Source organism: Neobacillus mesonae (assembly GCF_001636315.1).
In the GTDB taxonomy this organism is placed as follows: domain Bacteria; phylum Bacillota; class Bacilli; order Bacillales; family Cytobacillaceae; genus Neobacillus; species Neobacillus mesonae.
This window is the reverse complement of the sequence record NZ_KV440949.1, coordinates 1,486,925-1,506,174: the sequence shown is the minus strand read 5'-3', so window position 1 is coordinate 1,506,174 and position 19,250 is coordinate 1,486,925. Positions and strand designations below refer to the sequence as shown.

19 protein-coding genes are annotated in these 19,250 nt (G+C 44.8%); all 19 read left to right on the top strand.

What is annotated here, in order from left to right:
- Positions 1-7: 7 nt before the first annotated feature.
- The 19 genes from uvrA to trxB all read left to right on the top strand — a co-directional run bounded on the left by uvrA (position 8) and on the right by trxB (position 19,021).
- Positions 8-2,881, top strand: a complete 2,874-nt coding sequence (gene uvrA / locus A6749_RS07565; protein WP_066387341.1) for an excinuclease ABC subunit UvrA — start codon at positions 8-10, stop codon at positions 2,879-2,881.
- A 354-nt stretch (positions 2,882-3,235) separates the two neighbouring features.
- Complete coding sequence (locus A6749_RS07560; protein ID WP_066387335.1) at positions 3,236-3,550, top strand: magnetosome magnetite crystal formation protein family; 315 nt, start codon at positions 3,236-3,238, stop codon at positions 3,548-3,550.
- Positions 3,551-3,591: 41 nt separating this feature from the next.
- Complete coding sequence (locus A6749_RS07555; protein ID WP_066387328.1) at positions 3,592-4,698, top strand: DUF4097 family beta strand repeat-containing protein; 1,107 nt, start codon at positions 3,592-3,594, stop codon at positions 4,696-4,698.
- Between the two features lie 25 nt (positions 4,699-4,723).
- On the top strand, positions 4,724-5,092 hold the full coding sequence (locus A6749_RS07550) for a phage holin family protein (protein WP_066387320.1): 369 nt from the start codon (positions 4,724-4,726) through the stop codon (positions 5,090-5,092).
- Positions 5,093-5,229: 137 nt separating this feature from the next.
- Complete coding sequence (hprK, locus tag A6749_RS07545) at positions 5,230-6,186, top strand: HPr(Ser) kinase/phosphatase (RefSeq protein ID WP_066387313.1); 957 nt, start codon at positions 5,230-5,232, stop codon at positions 6,184-6,186.
- A 15-nt stretch (positions 6,187-6,201) separates the two neighbouring features.
- Positions 6,202-7,041, top strand: a complete 840-nt coding sequence (gene lgt / locus A6749_RS07540) for a prolipoprotein diacylglyceryl transferase (protein ID WP_066387312.1) — start codon at positions 6,202-6,204, stop codon at positions 7,039-7,041.
- Between the two features lie 17 nt (positions 7,042-7,058).
- Positions 7,059-8,003 (top strand): nucleoside recognition domain-containing protein, encoded by a 945-nt coding sequence (locus tag A6749_RS07535; protein ID WP_066387302.1) that lies wholly within the window; start codon positions 7,059-7,061, stop codon positions 8,001-8,003.
- Positions 7,996-8,640, top strand: coding sequence for a pyrophosphatase PpaX (gene ppaX, locus A6749_RS07530; RefSeq protein WP_066387299.1), 645 nt, complete (start codon positions 7,996-7,998; stop codon positions 8,638-8,640). The genes A6749_RS07535 and ppaX overlap by 8 nt, the downstream gene beginning before the upstream one ends.
- Before the next feature lie 4 nt (positions 8,641-8,644).
- Positions 8,645-9,175 (top strand): acyltransferase, encoded by a 531-nt coding sequence (locus A6749_RS07525; RefSeq protein WP_066387297.1) that lies wholly within the window; start codon positions 8,645-8,647, stop codon positions 9,173-9,175.
- Between the two features lie 372 nt (positions 9,176-9,547).
- On the top strand, positions 9,548-10,720 hold the full coding sequence (locus A6749_RS07520) for an ATP phosphoribosyltransferase regulatory subunit (RefSeq protein WP_066387294.1): 1,173 nt from the start codon (positions 9,548-9,550) through the stop codon (positions 10,718-10,720).
- A gap of 10 nt (positions 10,721-10,730) precedes the next feature.
- Positions 10,731-11,354 (top strand): ATP phosphoribosyltransferase, encoded by a 624-nt coding sequence (gene hisG / locus A6749_RS07515; protein WP_066400870.1) that lies wholly within the window; start codon positions 10,731-10,733, stop codon positions 11,352-11,354.
- A gap of 16 nt (positions 11,355-11,370) precedes the next feature.
- Entirely contained in the window at positions 11,371-12,642 is a 1,272-nt protein-coding gene (gene hisD / locus A6749_RS07510; RefSeq protein WP_066400869.1) for a histidinol dehydrogenase, read from the top strand.
- A 255-nt stretch (positions 12,643-12,897) separates the two neighbouring features.
- On the top strand, positions 12,898-13,485 hold the full coding sequence (gene hisB / locus A6749_RS07505; protein ID WP_066387291.1) for an imidazoleglycerol-phosphate dehydratase HisB: 588 nt from the start codon (positions 12,898-12,900) through the stop codon (positions 13,483-13,485).
- 62 nt (positions 13,486-13,547) lie between these two features.
- Positions 13,548-14,177, top strand: a complete 630-nt coding sequence (gene hisH, locus A6749_RS07500) for an imidazole glycerol phosphate synthase subunit HisH (RefSeq protein WP_066387287.1) — start codon at positions 13,548-13,550, stop codon at positions 14,175-14,177.
- Complete coding sequence (hisA, locus tag A6749_RS07495; protein WP_066387284.1) at positions 14,174-14,905, top strand: 1-(5-phosphoribosyl)-5-[(5-phosphoribosylamino)methylideneamino]imidazole-4-carboxamide isomerase; 732 nt, start codon at positions 14,174-14,176, stop codon at positions 14,903-14,905. The genes hisH and hisA overlap by 4 nt, the downstream gene beginning before the upstream one ends.
- Positions 14,902-15,663 carry an imidazole glycerol phosphate synthase subunit HisF gene (gene hisF / locus A6749_RS07490; RefSeq protein ID WP_066387278.1) on the top strand — a complete coding sequence of 254 codons (762 nt, stop codon included), beginning with the start codon at positions 14,902-14,904 and terminating at the stop codon, positions 15,661-15,663. The genes hisA and hisF overlap by 4 nt, the downstream gene beginning before the upstream one ends.
- On the top strand, positions 15,660-16,292 hold the full coding sequence (gene hisIE / locus A6749_RS07485) for a bifunctional phosphoribosyl-AMP cyclohydrolase/phosphoribosyl-ATP diphosphatase HisIE (RefSeq protein WP_066387271.1): 633 nt from the start codon (positions 15,660-15,662) through the stop codon (positions 16,290-16,292). The genes hisF and hisIE overlap by 4 nt, the downstream gene beginning before the upstream one ends.
- A gap of 140 nt (positions 16,293-16,432) precedes the next feature.
- Positions 16,433-17,926 (top strand): tetratricopeptide repeat protein, encoded by a 1,494-nt coding sequence (locus A6749_RS07480; RefSeq protein ID WP_066387270.1) that lies wholly within the window; start codon positions 16,433-16,435, stop codon positions 17,924-17,926.
- Between the two features lie 144 nt (positions 17,927-18,070).
- On the top strand, positions 18,071-19,021 hold the full coding sequence (trxB, locus tag A6749_RS07475; RefSeq protein WP_066387266.1) for a thioredoxin-disulfide reductase: 951 nt from the start codon (positions 18,071-18,073) through the stop codon (positions 19,019-19,021).
- The last annotated feature ends 229 nt before the right edge of the window (positions 19,022-19,250 follow it).

The window sequence follows — 19,250 nt, the reverse complement described above, 5'->3', positions numbered from 1 at the left end:
CCTGCACATGGCGATGGAAAAATTAATTATCAAAGGCGCCAGAGCCCATAATTTAAAAAATATAGATGTCACCATTCCGAGAGATCAGCTTGTTGTGATAACAGGACTTTCCGGGTCGGGAAAGTCCTCGCTTGCGTTTGACACGATTTATGCCGAGGGACAGCGCCGATACGTGGAATCGCTGTCGGCCTATGCCCGGCAATTCCTCGGGCAAATGGATAAGCCGGATGTTGATACGATTGAGGGATTATCCCCGGCGATTTCCATCGATCAAAAAACGACAAGCCGTAACCCGCGCTCGACTGTTGGAACAGTGACCGAAATCTATGATTATTTACGGCTTTTATTTGCCAGGGTGGGACATCCGACCTGCCCGAATCATCATATTGAAATCTCCTCGCAAACGATTGAACAAATGGTGGACCGGATTCTTGAATATCCGGAACGGACAAAGATGCAAATTCTTGCACCGATTGTTTCGGGAAGAAAAGGCATGCATGTCAAAGTGTTCGAAGATATTAAAAAGCAAGGCTTCGTCCGCGTACGTGTAGATGGAGAAATGCTAGACCTCAGTGAAGACATTGAGCTTGAGAAAAATAAAAAACATTCAATCGAAGTCGTCGTCGACCGAATTGTTGTCAAGGAAGGAATCGCTGCCAGGATTGCCGACTCACTAGAAACCGCCCTCGGTCTTGGCGAAGGTAAGGTCATTGTGGACGTCATAGGGGAAGAGGAGCTGATGTTTAGCGAAAATCACGCTTGTCCACTCTGTGGTTTTTCCATCGGGGAGCTAGAACCGCGGATGTTTTCCTTTAACAGCCCGTTTGGCGCCTGTCCGGAATGTGACGGACTTGGCTCCAAGCTTGAAGTAGACGTCGATTTGGTGATTCCAAATAAGGATTTAACACTTAAGCAGCATGCCATTGCCCCGTGGGAGCCGACAAGCTCGCAGTATTACCCGCAGCTGTTGGAAGCGGTTTGCAATCATTACGGAATTGATATGGATATCCCTGTAAAGGACATTCCCGAGCATTTGCTAGAAAAAGTTCTTTACGGTTCTAAGGGTGAAAAAATTTATTTCCGCTATGAGAACGATTTCGGCCAAATCCGTGAAGGCTATATCGAATTTGAAGGCGTCATCCGCAATGTCGAGCGCCGTTATAAGGAAACAAGCTCTGACTTCATCCGTGAACAAATGGAGAAATACATGGCGGAGCAGCCTTGCCCGGCATGTAAAGGGTACCGTTTGAAAAAGGAAACGCTGGCCGTTCTTATTAATGGCCGCCATATTGCTCAAGTAACCGACCTTTCGATTGAAGAGGCACGCGACTTCTTTTCAAACCTAGTGCTGTCTGAAAAAGAAACCCAGATTGCCAGATTGATTTTACGAGAAATAAATGAACGGCTTGGTTTCTTAGTGAACGTTGGGCTCGATTATTTAACCCTAAGTCGTAAAGCTGGGACGCTTTCCGGCGGTGAAGCACAGAGGATTCGCCTAGCAACCCAAATCGGTTCCCGTTTAACCGGCGTTTTATATATTTTAGACGAGCCGTCTATTGGTCTCCATCAGCGGGATAATGACCGCCTAATTGGCACGTTGCAAAACATGCGCGATATTGGCAATACATTGATAGTCGTTGAACATGACGAGGATACGATGCTCGCTGCCGATTATTTAATTGATATTGGTCCAGGTGCTGGAGTTCACGGCGGGGAAGTAGTGTCTGCCGGGACGCCTGCTGAAGTAATGGCTGACCCTAACTCGCTGACAGGCCAATACCTTTCCGGGAAGAAGTTTATCCCGCTGCCATTGGAACGCCGTACAGCGGATGGCCGTTACGTGGAAATAAAGGGTGCTGCCGAGAATAATTTAAAAAATGTCAATGTCAAAATTCCGCTGGGAATGTTTATTGCAGTTACGGGTGTTTCAGGTTCTGGAAAAAGTACACTCATTAATGAAATTCTGCTGAAGTCCCTGGCTCAAAAACTAAATAAGGCTAAAACCAAGCCAGGCCAGCATAAAAGCATTAAAGGGATTGAACATCTGGAAAAGGTCATTAATATTGACCAATCGCCAATTGGTCGGACACCTCGTTCCAATCCGGCAACCTATACCGGCATGTTTGACGATGTCCGTGATGTATTCGCGTCCACAAACGAAGCAAAGGTCCGCGGATACAAAAAAGGCCGCTTCAGTTTTAACGTAAAAGGCGGCCGTTGTGAAGCCTGCCGCGGCGACGGGATTATAAAAATTGAAATGCACTTTTTGCCTGATGTTTATGTTCCTTGTGAAGTATGCCACGGGAAACGTTATAACCGCGAAACGCTGGAAGTAAAGTATAAGGGTAAAAATATATCTGATGTTCTTGAAATGACAGTTGAGGATGCGTTAAAGTTTTTCGAAAACATTCCTAAAATTAGTCGTAAGCTGCAGACAATCTATGATGTCGGACTTGGCTATATCAAGCTCGGGCAGCCGGCAACAACGTTATCAGGCGGGGAAGCCCAGCGCGTGAAGCTCGCTTCTGAACTGCACAAACGTTCAAACGGTAAATCGTTCTATATTTTGGATGAACCGACAACAGGCCTTCACGTCGATGATATTTCCCGTTTACTAGTTGTGTTGCAGCGGCTGGTTGAAAATGGCGACACGGTTCTAGTCATCGAGCACAACCTTGATGTCATTAAGGCTGCAGATTATCTGATTGACCTCGGACCAGAGGGCGGCGATAAAGGCGGTACCATTATCGCAACCGGAACGCCGGAAAAGGTCGCTGAAGTTTCTGGTTCGTACACCGGAAAATATTTAAAGCCAATTCTTGAACGCGACCGTTTAAGGATGAAACAGCAAATCGAAGACAAAAGTGCGATCAAAGCATAAAAAAAGAGCTGAAACTTGATTATATTGGTTTCAGCTCTTTTTTTATGCTTTTGAAATGGAATTTGGCGAAATTATCGGCAAAACCCGCGAAATCGAATGCGTTCAGCGAAAACTTTTGAAAAACGGCGAAATAAATGCGAAAGTCAGCGAAATAAATGCGGAAACCGGCGAAATAATTGCGAAAGTTCGCGAAATAAATGCACAAATCCGCGAAATAAATTAAGAGGTCCGCGAAATCCCCATCAACACCCACCTCACAAATAGGACAAGCATGTAATTTTCCAGTCGTTGTAAAAAAACACGAAACTTTCATCTTCACAAATCGTACATATAGATAGAGGATGGTGGGACGAGATGGAAACGAGAAAAGTACTGTCAAGTTTGTGTTACTTTAGTATATTTTTTGCGGGGTTTATTTTTCCATTTATAGTCTGGCTGGCTAGCAGCGATCCCGAAACAAAGCAGCATGCGAAAAAGTCGTTGATATCGCATTTGATTCCGATCATTCCAACGATCTTTGTCGTCATTGCGGTTGTATATGAAATGGTCAATTATCAAAATGAACTTCCGATTTTTACAATCATCGCGGCTATCGTCACAGGGCTCGTTTGGATTGTAGTTGTGATTTATAACATTATTAAAGGCGTAAAGGTACTAATCACAGAATAAGATGGAATGGGGAAAAATAACTATAGTTTGAGGTGGGTAAAATGAAAGAGGAACGGAAACGGATTTTAAAATTGGTGGAAGATGGAAAACTGACGGTGGACCAAGCGTTAACCTTATTAGAGGAATTAGAAAATGCACAAAAATCGGCCGACCAGAAAAAAGAGCAAATGATTAACGAACTTTCAACCGTTGTGCAATTTGAAGAGGCCAAGAAAGAAGACCCTTTCCAAGCGAAGTATCAATCAACGAAGGAGAAGATTTTTGAATTTGTCGATTCGGCTTTGAAAAAAATTAAGGAATTTGATTTCGATTTAAATTTTGGCCAATCCGTGGATATTTCGCATATTTTTCATCACGGGGATGTTGATCTCAAGGATATTGATATTGATGTTGCAAACGGGTCAGTCAAACTAGCCGCGTGGGACCAACCGGATGTGCGCGTGGAATGTCAGGCGAAGGTGTACCGTGTGGAAAATCAGGAACAAGCGCGACAAAACTTTTTACGTGATGTTATTTTTACAGTAGAGGGTCAAAAGCTAAAATTTAATACGCAGCAAAAATGGATGAAGGTCGAAGCCGTTGTGTTTGTACCGAAAGCACAATACGAGCGGATTAGAGTGAGACTGTTCAACGGACCGATTTCCGGCAGTGAGATGAACGTCGACGACCTCCGCGTAAAAACGGCGAATGGCCAAATCGCCCTGGACCATGTACATGGAAAAAGGGGAGAAATTGAAACAGCAAATGGTAAAATTAGCATTCTGACCAGTCAAATCGATGAGCTCGAAGCAGAAACTATCAATGGTGCAATCAATCTGGAGGGTGATTTTAAAAAGACGGAAGCCCAATCGTTCAATGGAAATATCAATTATAACCTCAGCGGCGATCGTTGTGAATGGATACATGCGAAAACAACGTCAGGCGCAGTTGATCTATTTGTGCCGGAAGCATTGCCGATCAATGGTGAGCTGAAAACGAATCTTGGCGGCTTTAATTTGAAGCTCACTGGTGTGCAGATTCTGGAGGAGAAGAGTGAGATGATTCAGAAGCTGCTTCGCTTCCAATCCGTCAATCATCCTGATAAAATGTTGAAGATCTATGCAGAAACAAAAACAGGTACGATTAGTTTGGAAAAAGCAACAGAGTAAATTTTAAAATATAGGGGATTTTTACATGAGATGGCTCATTGGATGTATCATTAATGCAGTTTTGTTCATGGCACTAGCCGGTTATTTCCATGAAAGCTTTTATTTGTCAGGATTTACAGCAGCCCTTCAGGCAAGCGTTTTGTTATCAATCTTAAATGTGCTGGTCCGTCCGCTGCTGATTCTGTTCACATTGCCGGTCACCGTGTTGACAATGGGATTATTCTTGTTTGTGATCAACGCGATGACGCTGGAACTGACGGATTACTTGATGGGCGATGCCTTTGAGATTGATGGCTTTGGCATGGCACTGTTTTTCGCGGTGCTGATGTCACTCGTAAACCTGGTCATTCAAAAAACCATTCTGGAACCATCAAGGTCCTCTAGGAAAAAATAATGAAAGGTGCGTATCCATTTAAAAATGGTGCGCACCTTTTTTAATCTCCGAAAGTATGGTTCTCGCTCGAAAAATGGTAAAATGAAAAAAATATATTTTTTTGAAAAATAGAGAGGCTGTTAAGGAGGAAAATTTTCTTGCCAAAAGTACGCACTAAAGATATATTGGAAAAATTTAAACTTGAATTAATCAGCGGCGAAGAGGGAATTAACCGCCCCATCACCATGAGCGATATTTCTCGCCCTGGAATCGAGATGGCTGGTTATTTTGAATTTTATCCCGCTGAACGCATTCAGTTTCTAGGAATGACGGAACTGTCCTTTTTTGCAGAACTCTCTCAAAGAGAAAAGGTGTCAAGAATGGAACGCTTATGCACGGACATCACACCTGCGATTATTATCACCAGAGGATTAGAGGTGCCTCCTGAGTTAATCGAAGCGTCTGAACGGGAATCCGTTCCAGTGCTAAGAACAAACATGAAAACCACTCGTTTCTCAAGCCGGCTGACCAATTATTTGGAGAGTAAACTGGCGCCTACCACGGCAGTTCATGGAGTTTTGGTCGATGTATACGGAATCGGTGTATTAATTACCGGAAAAAGCGGTGTCGGAAAAAGTGAAACAGCGCTGGAATTAGTGAAACGGGGCCACAGGCTGGTTGCTGATGACTGTGTCGAGATACGCCAGGAAGACCAAGATACACTAATTGGAACCTCACCGGAGCTAATTGAACATTTACTCGAAATCCGCGGCCTGGGTATTATCAATGTAATGACCCTGTTTGGCGCCGGTGCTGTCCGCAGCAATAAACGGATTACCCTGGTGATTAACCTGGAGCTTTGGGATCCGAAGAAGCAGTATGACCGCCTTGGATTAGATGAAGAGAAAATGAAAATTATTGATACCGATGTGACCAAACTGACGGTTCCGGTCCGCCCTGGACGAAACCTGGCCGTTATTATTGAGGTTGCGGCAATGAATTACCGGTTAAAACGGATGGGTGTCAATGCGGCGCAGCAATTTACGGAGCGTCTCTCCGACGTGATTGAAGAGGCCGACCATGATCATGATCATGAACATGAAGATATGGAATAGGAAGAGGAGATTTAGATGAACAACAGTCAAAATCCACCAATCGATCAATATCCGGCATTGGACCCGATTGCCTTTAACCTTGGCCCAATCCCGGTGCATTGGTACGGAGTCATCATCGGCTCTGGTCTTGCTCTAGCGTTGTATATTGCCATCCGGGAAGCCAATCGAAGAAAGCTGCCCCAGGATACGTTTGCTGATTTAATGCTGTGGGCCATTCCAATTGCCATTATTTCCGCCAGGATTTATTATGTTATTTTTGAATGGGATTACTATTCCCAGCACCCGGCCGACATCCCTAAAATCTGGGGCGGCGGGATTGCGATTCACGGGGCGCTGATTGGTGCGGTCATTACAGCGATTATTTTTACAAGGAAACGTGGAATATCGTTTTGGAAGCTGGCTGATATTGCAGCACCCAGTATTATTTTGGGGCAGGCGATTGGCCGCTGGGGAAATTTCATGAACCAGGAGGCACACGGCAGAGAAGTCAGCCGCTCCTTCCTAGAAGGACTACATTTACCTGATTTTATTATTAATCAAATGGAGATAGACGGAGTTTACTATCATCCTACTTTTTTATATGAATCACTTTGGAACTTTGCCGGATTTATTTTACTCATCTTGCTCCGCCGGGTAAATTTACGCCGCGGGGAAATGTTCCTTAGTTATGTCATTTGGTATTCAATCGGCCGCTTCTTTGTAGAAGGCATGCGGACAGACAGCCTAATGCTTGGCAGTCTGCGAATGGCCCAAACAATTTCAATTGCATTGATTATTGTTGCAATTGCGATTATCTATTACCGCCGCAAAAAGGGACATTCAGATGTCCGTTATTTAGATGAAAGTAATATATAAAAGGGAGTTTTGGGGAAATGCTTCTTAGTTCTGTCAAAAAAGGGTTCATGGTTGGCTTAAAAACAACTTGGACATTGGGGAAAATAATTTTTCCAGTTACTCTCATCGTTGCCATGCTCCAGTACACACCGGTTTTACCGTGGATTATTAAGCTGCTAACTCCGGTGATGAAACTGATTGGCTTGTCAGGAGACGCTGCCATCCCGCTCGTTCTAGGAAATTTCCTGAACCTTTATGCCGGAATTGGCGCCATCCTGTCACTAGACTTTTCCGTCAAAGAGGTTTTTATTTTAGCTGTCATGATGTCATTTTCACATAATTTATTTATTGAGTCTGGGGTAGCCATGAAAGCCGGTGTTAAACTGTGGGTCATTCTCACTACAAGGCTCGGCTTGGCGTTCGTGTCCGCTGCCGTCATTAATCTAGTCTGGAGCGGCGGCAGTGAGCCTGCCAAATACGGGCTGATAGAAGCGAAGGCCGCGCCGGCGGATACGTTTGCGGGGATGTTCCTGGAAGGTTTGGAAAAAGCCGGGCTTGGCATCCTGCAGCTGGCAATGATTGTCGTCCCTTTAATGGTCGTGATTCAAATTTTAAAAGACTTGCAGTGGCTTCAAAAGTTTTCAAAGATGATGGCTCCGATTACTCGCTCACTAGGGATGAAGGAGAACACTTCGACGACCATGGCGGCTGGGCTTGTGTTTGGGTTAGCTTACGGTGCCGGTGTTATGATTCAGGCAGTAGAAGAGGACGGGGTCAGCAAAAAGGATGTAACCTTGGCCTTTATTTTTCTAGTCGCCTGTCATGCTGTAGTCGAGGACACGCTCATCTTTGTGCCACTAGGTATTCCGGTATGGCCTCTATTTTTAATAAGGCTCGGGGTGGCTGTTGCTCTAACTTTAATTGTCGGTACGATCTGGCAACGAACGGGCCTGATTCAAAGAAAGGAAACAATAAATGGATAATAAAATTACGACGCTGTTATTTGATTTAGATGGAACCTTAATTGATACAAATGAATTAATCATCGCAACGTACCTGCATACACTTGAAAAATATTATCCGGGTAAATATGGACGCGAGGATGTTCTGCCGTTTATGGGACCAACCCTTCATGAGGCGTTTGGCAGCGTGGATCCGGAGCGTGTAGAGGAAATGGTTGCGGAATACCGGGCATTTAATCTCTCTCAGCATGATGTACTTGTTAGAGAATTTCCCGGTGTATATGAAACAATAAAAACATTAAAGGAAAAAGGCTACAAGCTTGCGATTGTGACGACAAAACGTGAGGATGTGGCTATAAAGGGCCTTCGCTTAATGAAGCTTGATGCTTTTTTCGATGTGGTGGTAGCGATGGATCATGTGGAAAAAGTAAAGCCGGATCCCGAACCGCTGTTAAAAGCACTGGAACAGCTGGAATCGGCTCCTTCTGAAGCAATCATGGTCGGTGACAATTATCATGATATTTTAGGCGGGAAAAATGCCGGCACACTGACAGCTGCAGTGGCTTGGTCACTTAAAGGCCGTGATTTTCTGGCAAAATATGAGCCTGATTACATTTTGGCCGAGATGCCTGATTTATTAACCATCCTCGGGGTATGAAAAGATGAGGAGGACAACCCGCTACCGCGTTGAAGGCGCCAATTCTCTCTGGCATGTCTATAAAACCGTTCCTTTTTGGAAGGTCGTCAAAAATTTCATCGTGATCCAAATGGCTCGCTATACACCGTTTTTAGGAATGAAAAATTGGCTTTACCGTACACTTCTTGGCATGAAAGTTGGAGAACACACGTCATTCGCGCTAATGGTCATGCTCGATGTCATGTTTCCGGAAAAGATTTCTGTCGGCCGCAATACGGTCATTGGTTATAACACCACGATTTTGGCACACGAATATTTAATTAAAGAATACCGTCTCGGCGATGTAATCATTGGCGACGAAGTTATGATTGGCGCTAACTCCACCATCATGCCGGGTATCACGATCGGCGACGGGGCAATCGTCTCAGCCGGCACCCTCGTGCATAAGGATGTCCCGCCCGGCAGCTTTGTAGGCGGCAACCCTATGCGGGTTATCTATACAAAAGAGCAGCTCGCCGAACGCTGGGCTGACGATGAGATATATGGAAAAAGATGAAAAGTCTGGTCTGAACGACCGGGCTTTTTTTTATAAAAAGATGGGAAAAATATGTTTGGCGGATATATGTGGAAGTCAGTGGAAATCTTGTGTAGGGTTTGCGATATAAATGAGGAATCGGCGAAATTCTGGTTGAAGTCGGCGAAATAAATGAGGAAATCGGCGAAATTCCGTCCAAAGTCCGCGAAATAATTACGGAAAACAGCGAAATCTTATGCAAACTCCGCGAAAATAACGCCAAAACCCGCAAAATCCAATATCAGCCAAACTTTTTCGTTGACGAAAATCACCTCAAGGTATAAACTACTAATTAATTATCTTTAACTCTCTAATATATTAGCAGACTAAAGTGAAACGAAAAGGATGAGCAAAATGAGCCGCTTGTTTATGTTTGAAAAGCCGTTAGGGATGCGCGATACCCTGCCGGAATTATACGAAAAAAAATACCGGGTACGCATGCATTTGGCGGAGACGTTTAAGCTTTGGGGCTATCAATTTATTGAAACCCCAACTCTAGAATATTATGAAACGGTTGGCACAGCCTCGGCGATTCACGACGCCCAGCTGTTTAAATTATTGGATAAAGAAGGGCACACGCTGGTGTTAAGACCGGAAATGACAACACCTATTGCCCGAGTTGCGGCATCAAAGCTGCTTCAGGAAGACCTTCCAGTCAGGTTAGCTTATTCAGCTAACGTTTTCCGGGCTCAGCAAAGAGAGGGCGGACGCCCGGCGGAGTTCGAACAAATCGGCATTGAGTGCATCAACGAAGAAACCATATCCTGTGATGGCGAGGTCATTGCCTTATTGATTTCCTCCCTCAAAAAAGCAGGTTTGGATCAATTCCAAGTCTCAATCGGCCATGTCGGTTTTGCCCAGGAATTGTTTGTCCAAATTTTAGGAACAAACGGCAGGGCTAGCGTCTTACGGAAATTTTTATATGAAAAAAATTATGTCGGCTACCGCGAGCATGTTCAGTCATTAAACCTTTCGTCGATTGATAAACAAAGGCTGCTCAAGCTGCTGCAGCTTCGCGGCGGGGAAGAAGTACTGCAATATGCCGCAGACATTATTGAAAACGGCCAAGGAAAAAAGGCGATTAGCGAGCTGCAGGAACTTTGGGAAGTAATCAAGGACTATGGCGCCCAAGACCATGTGAAATTTGATTTCTCGATCGTCAGCCATATGAGCTATTATTCCGGTATTCTATATGAGGTCTATGCTGGGAATGTCGGCTTTCCAATCGGGAATGGCGGCCGTTACAGTTTAATTGAGAAATTTGGAAAAAATGCTAGTGCCACAGGCTTTGCTGTCAGACTTGATATGCTGCTGGAGGCATTGGGCAGCAATCAGCTTGAAAACGATACGCATTGCATTTTTTTCAGCCAGGAGCGGCGCAGCGAAGCGTTTCAACTAGCAGGCAAAATGCGAGAGCAAGGTCAAAAGGCTGTTCTTCAAGATATAACCGGGGTAAACAATCTTGATGCCTTTACGAAGAAATTTGCTGAAACTACCTTTTTAATTGGTGGACGAAGTAATGAATAGAGGTGTTCCTATGAGTGAGATTCTGACTATGGCCATGCCAAAGGGGCGGATTTTTGAGGAAGCGGTGGAATTGCTTCGGAAAGCGGGATACAGTCTGCCGCCGGAGTTTGACGATTCACGGAAATTGATTATTGATGTCCCAGAAGAGAACTTGCGGTTTATTTTAGCTAAGCCGATGGATGTTGCCACATACGTGGAGCACGGCGTCGCCGATGTTGGCATTGCTGGTAAAGACGTTTTATTAGAGGAAGAGCGCGATGTTTACGAATTGCTTGATTTAAAAATTAGCCACTGCTATTTGGCGGTTGCTGGGCTGCCAGATACCAAAATGAATGATGTAACGCCAAGGGTAGCAACAAAGTACCCGAATGTGGCCGAAGCCTATTTCCGTGAACAAGGCGAACAGGTGGAGATAATCAAATTAAACGGCTCCATCGAACTTGCCCCGATCATCGGTTTGTCCGACCGTATTGTCGACATTGTCTCAACCGGCCGGACGATGAGAGAAAACGGACTCGTCGAATATGAAAGAATTGTCGATGTGACCTCACGGCTGATTGTTAATCCAGTCAGTTACCGAATTAAAGACGAGCAAATTGACGAGTTAGTCACACGGCTTTATGGAGTTGTTTAAGGTGGGTGGGTTAAAAATGAAAATACTAAAAGTGAATGATCTTATTTCAATAAAACGTTCGGTGGAAGCCGGAACTTCTGAACAGCAGGCTGCCGTGAAGACGATTATTGCTGATGTCCGTACCCGTGGAGATGAGGCGATACGAGAGCTGACGGAAAAATTTGATCAGGTACAGTTATCTTCTTTTTCAGTAACGGAACAAGAAATCGAAGAAGCATATGGCAAAGTTTCCGAAGAATTTGTTGCGATTGTGCGCGAAGCAGCGGCAAATATCCGCTCCTTTCATGAGAAACAGCTCCGTCCATCGTGGATGACAACAGAAGAGAACGGAACGATTTTAGGGCAAAAAATTATCCCTTTAGATTCAGTCGGTGTATATGTACCAGGCGGAACAGCGGCCTACCCATCATCCGTGCTGATGAATGTGTTGCCGGCAAAGGTTGCAGGGGTTAAGCGGATTGTTATGGTGTCGCCTCCTGACCGTCAAGGCTGCATGCCTGCGGCTGTGCTAGTAGCAGCGAAGGAAGCAGGTGTGGAAAAGATTTATAAGGTTGGCGGAGCCCAGGCAATTGCCGCGCTTGCTTACGGAACGGAATCGATTGCATCGGTAGATAAAATTACCGGTCCGGGAAATATTTTTGTCGCTTTGGCTAAGCGTGAGGTTTATGGCGATGTTGATATTGATATGATTGCCGGACCAAGTGAGATTGCCATTTTAGCAGATGAAACGGCCTTGGCCGATGAGGTTGCTGCTGATTTACTGTCGCAGGCGGAGCACGATCCAAGGGCCTGCAGTGTATTGGTCACACCTTCAATGGCGCTTGCGGAAGCAGTTTCGGCGGAGGTTGAAAAGCAGCTTACCGTGCTGCCACGACGAGAGATTGCAGAGCGTTCGATTGCTGATTATGGTGCCATTTACGTTACCGCTGATTTGGAAGAGGCGGTTGAGGTTGTGAACCAGCTGGCACCGGAGCATCTTGAGGTGATCACAGCCAATGCCATGGAGCTGCTGGGAAAAATCCGCCACGCCGGCGCGATTTTTATTGGCCGCTATAGCTCGGAGCCTGTCGGCGATTATTTTGCCGGGCCGAACCACGTACTTCCGACAAACGGCACAGCAAGGTTCTCCAGCCCGCTAAATGTTGATGATTTTCAAAAAAAATCTAGTGTGATTGTTTACAGCAAGAAGGCTTTTATGGAGAATGCCGAAAAAATTGCCGCGTTTGCACGCATGGAAGGACTCGAAGCCCACGCCCGAGCTGTGGAATCGCGGCTTAAGAACGACTAAGTTTGTTCTTAAAGACAAAACGCATCGAAAAAAGGTGAAAGTGTCTTAAATAGGGCTTCTTAAGGACAAAACGCATCCAAAAATTAGTGAAAATGTATTTAATAAGGCTTCTTAAAGACAAAACGCATTGGAAAAAAGGTGAAAGTGTCTTTAATAAGGCTTCTTTAGGACAAAACACATCGAAAAACGGGTAAAAGTGTCTTTAATAAAGACAACCCGAAATAATATTCGAAATCAAAGGAGGTATTCACCCTCATGGAAAGAATCGCAAGTATAGAACGCAAAACAAACGAAACCAATATAAAGCTAGCATTAGATATAGACGGTGAAGGGCAATCAACCCTCGAAACCGGAGTCCCATTCCTTACTCACATGCTCGATTTGTTCACCAAGCATGGCCAATTCAACTTAACAGTAGATGCCAATGGCGATGTTGAAGTGGATGGCCACCACACAACTGAAGATATAGGCATTTGTTTAGGACAGGCACTTCGTGAAGCGTTAGGGGACAAAAAGGGCATTAAGCGTTACGGGAACGCATTTGTTCCAATGGATGAAGCGCTGGCGCAGGTTGTTGTAGACCTTAGCAACCGCCCGCATCTCGAAATGCGCGCCGAGTTTCCTGCACAAAAGGTCGGCACCTTCGATACGGAGCTTGTACACGAATTTCTCTGGAAACTGGCACTTGAAGCCAGGATGAATCTACATGTCATTGTTCATTATGGAAAAAACACACACCATATGATCGAAGCAGTTTTTAAAGCTCTGGGACGCGCGCTCGACGAAGCAACAACAATTGACCCGCGCATCAAAGGTGTTCCATCGACAAAAGGGATGCTTTAAAACGAACGGCACACACATATACAGCAACATTATCCAAAAAATTCAAGGCGGTGTCAGGCACCATGATAGGAATCGTAGACTACGGCATGGGAAACCTGTTCAGTGTAAGCAAAGCGCTTGAACGGCTCAACGCCGATTATTTTATAACTTCTGATAAAGACAAACTGCTGCAAGCGGATGCGTTAATCCTTCCGGGGGTGGGTTCCTTCCGCGATGCAATGAAATTGCTGCCGGCAGCAACGATTAAGGAATTTGCCGCTTCAGGAAAGCCGCTGCTTGGCATTTGCCTTGGTATGCAGCTACTGTTTGAAAGCAGTGAGGAGAATGGTTTTACGAAAGGGTTGGGGCTGCTCCCGGGCAGTGTCCGCCGTTTTCCTGGAACAACAAACGACAGCAGCACAGCATACAAAGTACCGCATATGGGCTGGAACCAGCTTAAGTTTGTAAAACCATCACCGTTAACAGCAAACCTAAATGAAGATTACGTGTATTTCGTTCATTCTTATTTTATAAATGCTGAAAACTCGCCGGTCACCATCGCAAAGACAAACTATCATGAACAAGTGGCGGCGGTTGTTGGGAGAGATAATATTTTTGGCATGCAATTCCATCCTGAGAAAAGCAGTAAGCTTGGGATGGCGCTGCTTGATAACTTTTTAAAAATAGCTGCAGAAAGGAACGCGGTTCGATGAGTTTAACGATATATCCGGCTATTGATATGCGGGGCGGAAAATGTGTCCGCCTGCTGCAGGGGGATTATGATAAGGAAACCGTATATGGGGATTCACCGTTTGATATGGCCGCCCAATTTGCAAATGATGGTGCAGAATGGATCCATATGGTTGATCTCGATGGTGCCAAGGACGGCAGGCGGGTAAATGACCGTTTTGTGATTGAGGCGGCCAAAAAACTGCCAAACGTAAATATTCAAATCGGTGGCGGAATTCGTACCGAAGCAGATATTGTGCACTACTTGGAAAATGAGGTCGACCGCGTAATTATTGGCAGTATCGCCGTTAACAATCCGAAGTTTGCCATAGAAATGATTAAAAAGTACGGCGAAAAAATCGCAATTGGCATTGATGCCAAGAATGGTTTTGTCGCGACCCACGGCTGGCTGGAAACATCCGAAGTGAAGGCCACTGAGCTTGGCAAACGCTTTGCTGAGGCAGGAGCGGAGACGTTTATCTTTACCGATATCGCGACAGATGGAATGCTGTCAGGCCCCAACATTGCCGCAGTCTGCGATTTGGCTGAGGTAACCGGTAAGAACGTCATTGCTTCAGGTGGGGTCAGCAGTCTAGATGATCTCAAAGAACTTGCAGAGGCACAAATCATCAGCGGTGCTATTATAGGAAAAGCCCTATATGAAAAACGGTTTACATTAAAAGAAGCGTTGAAAGAGGGGAGCTCGAAATGACACTTACAAAAAGGATCATCCCCTGTCTTGACGTAAAAGATGGCCGTGTTGTCAAAGGGATTCAGTTCGTCGAGCTGCGCGATGCCGGTGACCCGGTGGAGCTTGCACGAGTATATGATGAGCAGGGTGCAGACGAATTGGTGTTTTTAGATATTTCCGCCTCGGTGGAAGGCCGGAAGACAATGGTCGAGGTAGTTAAAGCGGTAGCCTCTGAGCTTGCTATTCCATTCACCGTCGGCGGCGGCATCAATTCTCTCGAAGATATGAAAAAAATCCTCCGAGCCGGCGCCGATAAAGTGTCGCTGAACACAGCAGCGGTTCAAAATCCGGCGTTAATAAAAGAAGGCTCAGACTTTTTCGGCTCGCAGTGCATCGTAGTCGCGATTGATGCGAAATTCGACCCAGACATCAACACATGGCGCGTCTACACCCATGGCGGCCGCAAACCTACTGATAAAAAGGTAATCGACTGGGCCAGGGAAGCAATGGAGCTTGGCGCTGGAGAAATTTTGTTAACGAGCATGGACAGCGACGGTGAAAAAAATGGCTTTGACTTAAAGCTGACGAGAGCGGTTAGCGATGCGGTAACCATACCGGTCATTGCTTCCGGAGGTGCTGGAAATGCCGAACACTTTGCTGAAGCGTTCAACGAAGGAAAGGCGGATGCAGCTTTGGCTGCTTCGATTTTTCACTATAAAGAAACCTCTGTCCAAGAAGTGAAAAGCTATTTGAGTGAAAAGGGAGTGACGGTTCGATGAATTCGAACGAAATCAAATTTGATGAAAAAGGACTACTTCCGGCGATCATCCAAGACGCTGAAACATTGGAAGTATTGACGCTTGCTTATATGAATAAAGAATCGCTTGAAAAAACGTTGGAAACCGGTGAAACATGGTTTTACAGCAGATCACGCCAAGAGTTATGGCATAAAGGAGAGACTAGCGGCAATACCCAAACTATCGTGGAGATGAAATATGATTGTGACAAGGATGCGCTGCTTGTGCTCGTAAAACCTAAAGGTCCGGCTTGCCACACAGGTGCTGTCAGTTGTTTTTCCCAAGAAGTGACGGAGCGGAAAACACACTTAGGAGAGTATCAGATTTTACAATCGCTAGAAACGGTCATCCAGCAACGTGAGAAAGAGCGTCCGGAAGGCGCCTACACCACCTATCTTTTTGAAAAAGGCGTCGATAAAATATTGAAAAAAGTCGGTGAAGAGTCCGCCGAAGTAATTATTGCAGCGAAAAATCGCGATCCTGAAGAGTTGAAGTGGGAAGCGGCCGACCTGCTCTATCACTTGCAGGTGCTGCTGGTGGAACAGGGGCTGCCGTTCAAAGAAGTGTTGAAAACGTTAGAAGAAAGACACAAAGGAAGAGACCGGTCTTAATGCTGGTCTTTTTTTTTCGATTTGTGTTGAAAAATAGCCTCCATAAACATTTTCCATCGACACCCTGCCTAAATCCCTTCTCGTTCAGCCCTTAAATGTGTTATACTACATAGGTTATTAAAAGGATGATGGAGGACTTCATGAGGAAAGACGCAAAAGCAAGAATGCAAAAGGGGAAAATTGTTTCATTTGTACCTACGGGGGAATATTACTTTAAGAAGGGGATCAAGGCATACCATCGACGTGATTTCTTAAAAGCAAAAAAATATCTGGGACGGGCGCTGCAGCTTGAGCCGGGTGAACCGATGATTGCATGCCAGTTGGCGATTGTGTCAACCGAACTGGGCGAATTTGAACATTCCAACCGACTCTTACACCTCATCCTTGAAGATTTAGACCACGAAATGACTGAATGCCATTATTTTTTAGCGAATAATTATGCCCATTTGGGATTTTTTAAAGATGCATACCATCATGCGACGCTTTACTTACAAATGGATCCTGATGGTGATTTTGCGGAAGATGCCGAGGAACTATTGGAGCTTCTCTCGTTTGAATCGGAGGAGCTTGAGGATGAGCTATACGGACAGGATGATTTAATCATCAAACAGGAGCAGGCCCGCGACCTGTTGGAATCAGGTTATTTTCCAAAAGCGATAGAGCTGTTAAAGGAAGTTGTTGAAGAATATCCGGAATACTGGTCCGCTTATAACAACTTAGCGCTTGCCTATTTTTACCTTGGCCAGGCGGAAAAAGCCGAAGACATCCTTAACGAGGTGCTGGAACGGAATCCGGGGAATCTTCATGCACTGTGCAATAAAATGGTGTTTGCCCACTATCAAGGGCGCATAAAATATGTGAAACAGATGATTGATTCTTTGAAAAAAATTCAGCCTCTGTTGAGTGAGCAGCAGTTTAAGCTTGGAACCTCTTTCGCCCTGGTCGGCGAATATGAACTCGCTTATTTATGGTTGAAAAAACTATATAAAACCGGCTTTGATGGGGACGGCCCATTCTATTATTGGCTATCTTATTCCTCCTATCATGTAGGTTACGAGAATTTTGCTAGGGCCATCTGGAAAAGGCTTCTTGAGATGAATCCGGAAAAGGAAGGCAGCGAACCTTGGGCAGAGGATCAGGAGCAGGCAAACGGGTTTGAAGATATTTCTGGTTCGATTTTTCAAAAGCTGGAAAGTGACTATGTTGAAGAACGACTGTTTGCGTTATTTTTGACATCTGTTTCAAGTAAAAAGGATGAAATCATCACTTCGAAAAGGCTGTTCCAAAACCATAAATTTACCGCCTTGGAGAAAGAATATATTTCGCTCATTCGTTCCGGCAAGCCGTCGGCAACAGCGGATGCTCAGGAAATCGCCGAACTTTTTTATCAAAACTACCAGCCGATTGGGACGATTGAAGCAGGTCTTTATTTAATGTGGTTTTCGGTGTTTGTTGAAGCGGCAAAAGCTGGCGTCGCCTTGAAAAACAAACGCGCCTGGGCGGGAGCGGTTGAGTATGTCTGGCACAAGCTCCGCAGTGAAAAAGTATCACAGCAGGAGGTAGCCAGCCGCTACGAAATCTCCTCTGCCACCGTCGGAAAATATGTAAAACTGGTCAATGAATTTTTAAATTAAAAATCCGAGCAGATTTTTGGACTATATAACAATTGTTTATTACGATTAAGTGGTAATACTAAGCTTAATCGTTTTTTTATATAATCCAGCTGCAGCGTTCATAAACAAGCGCTTTTGCTGTTTGAAATAAGGAGTGGAAAATTCATGACAGAAGAAAAAATTTACGATGTCATAATTGCCGGAGCTGGTCCTGCAGGGATGACAGCAGCTGTTTATACATCACGTGCTAGCCTTTCAACGCTAATGATTGAACGGGGTATGCCTGGCGGGCAAATGGCCAACACGGAAGATGTCGAAAACTATCCGGGCTTTGAAAGCATTTTGGGTCCTGATTTATCTACCAAAATGTTTGAGCATGCGAAAAAGTTTGGTGCCGAATACGCATACGGTGATATTAAAGATATTGTCGACCATGGCGATTACAAAGTTGTAACGGCTGGTTCAAAGCAATATAAAGCCTATTCTGTGATTATTTCAACAGGTGCCGAGTATAAGAAAGTCGGTGTTCCTGGCGAGCAGGAGCTTGGCGGACGCGGAGTTTCCTATTGTGCCGTTTGTGATGGAGCCTTTTTTAAAGGGAAAGAGCTTTATGTTATCGGCGGCGGCGACTCAGCGGTGGAAGAAGGAGTGTATTTGACTCGTTTTGCCTCTAAGGTAACGATTGTACACCGCCGCGATCAGCTGCGGGCACAAAAAATTCTGCAAGACCGTGCATTTGCGAACGAGAAGGTCGACTTCATTTGGAATCATACCATTAAGTCCATTAATGAAAAAGACGGAAAAGTAGGCAGTGTTACACTTGTATCAACGCAAAATGGCGAGGAGCAAGAACTGCCAGCAGATGGTGTATTTATTTACATCGGCATGGTCCCGTTAACAAAGCCATTCGAAGCTCTCGGTATCACCAATGAAAATGGTTATATTGAAACAAATGAAAAGATGGAAACGAAAGTACCTGGAATCTTTGCTGCCGGTGACGTTCGCGAAAAAACACTGCGCCAAATTGTTACGGCAACAGGCGACGGCAGTATTGCTGCACAAACTGCACAGCACTATGTTGAAGAATTAAAAGAGGAAATGAAATTAAAGAAATAAAACTTAACTCTTTTTTCATTTAACTGTAACAGTAGTGAAATAAAAATAAGGTATGATTAGAGAAATTGACCCCCTTTAATTTATATACTTTTTTGTGCGCAGGTCCAGCAGCCTGTGCTTTTTTTTGTCTTTTCTACGGGCGCTTGCGCTTTTCTGTTTTAACAGAATTATCAAATTTGTATTCATTGTGACTGTTTCTTAAAAATAGTATAATGAGTAGAATAAATTA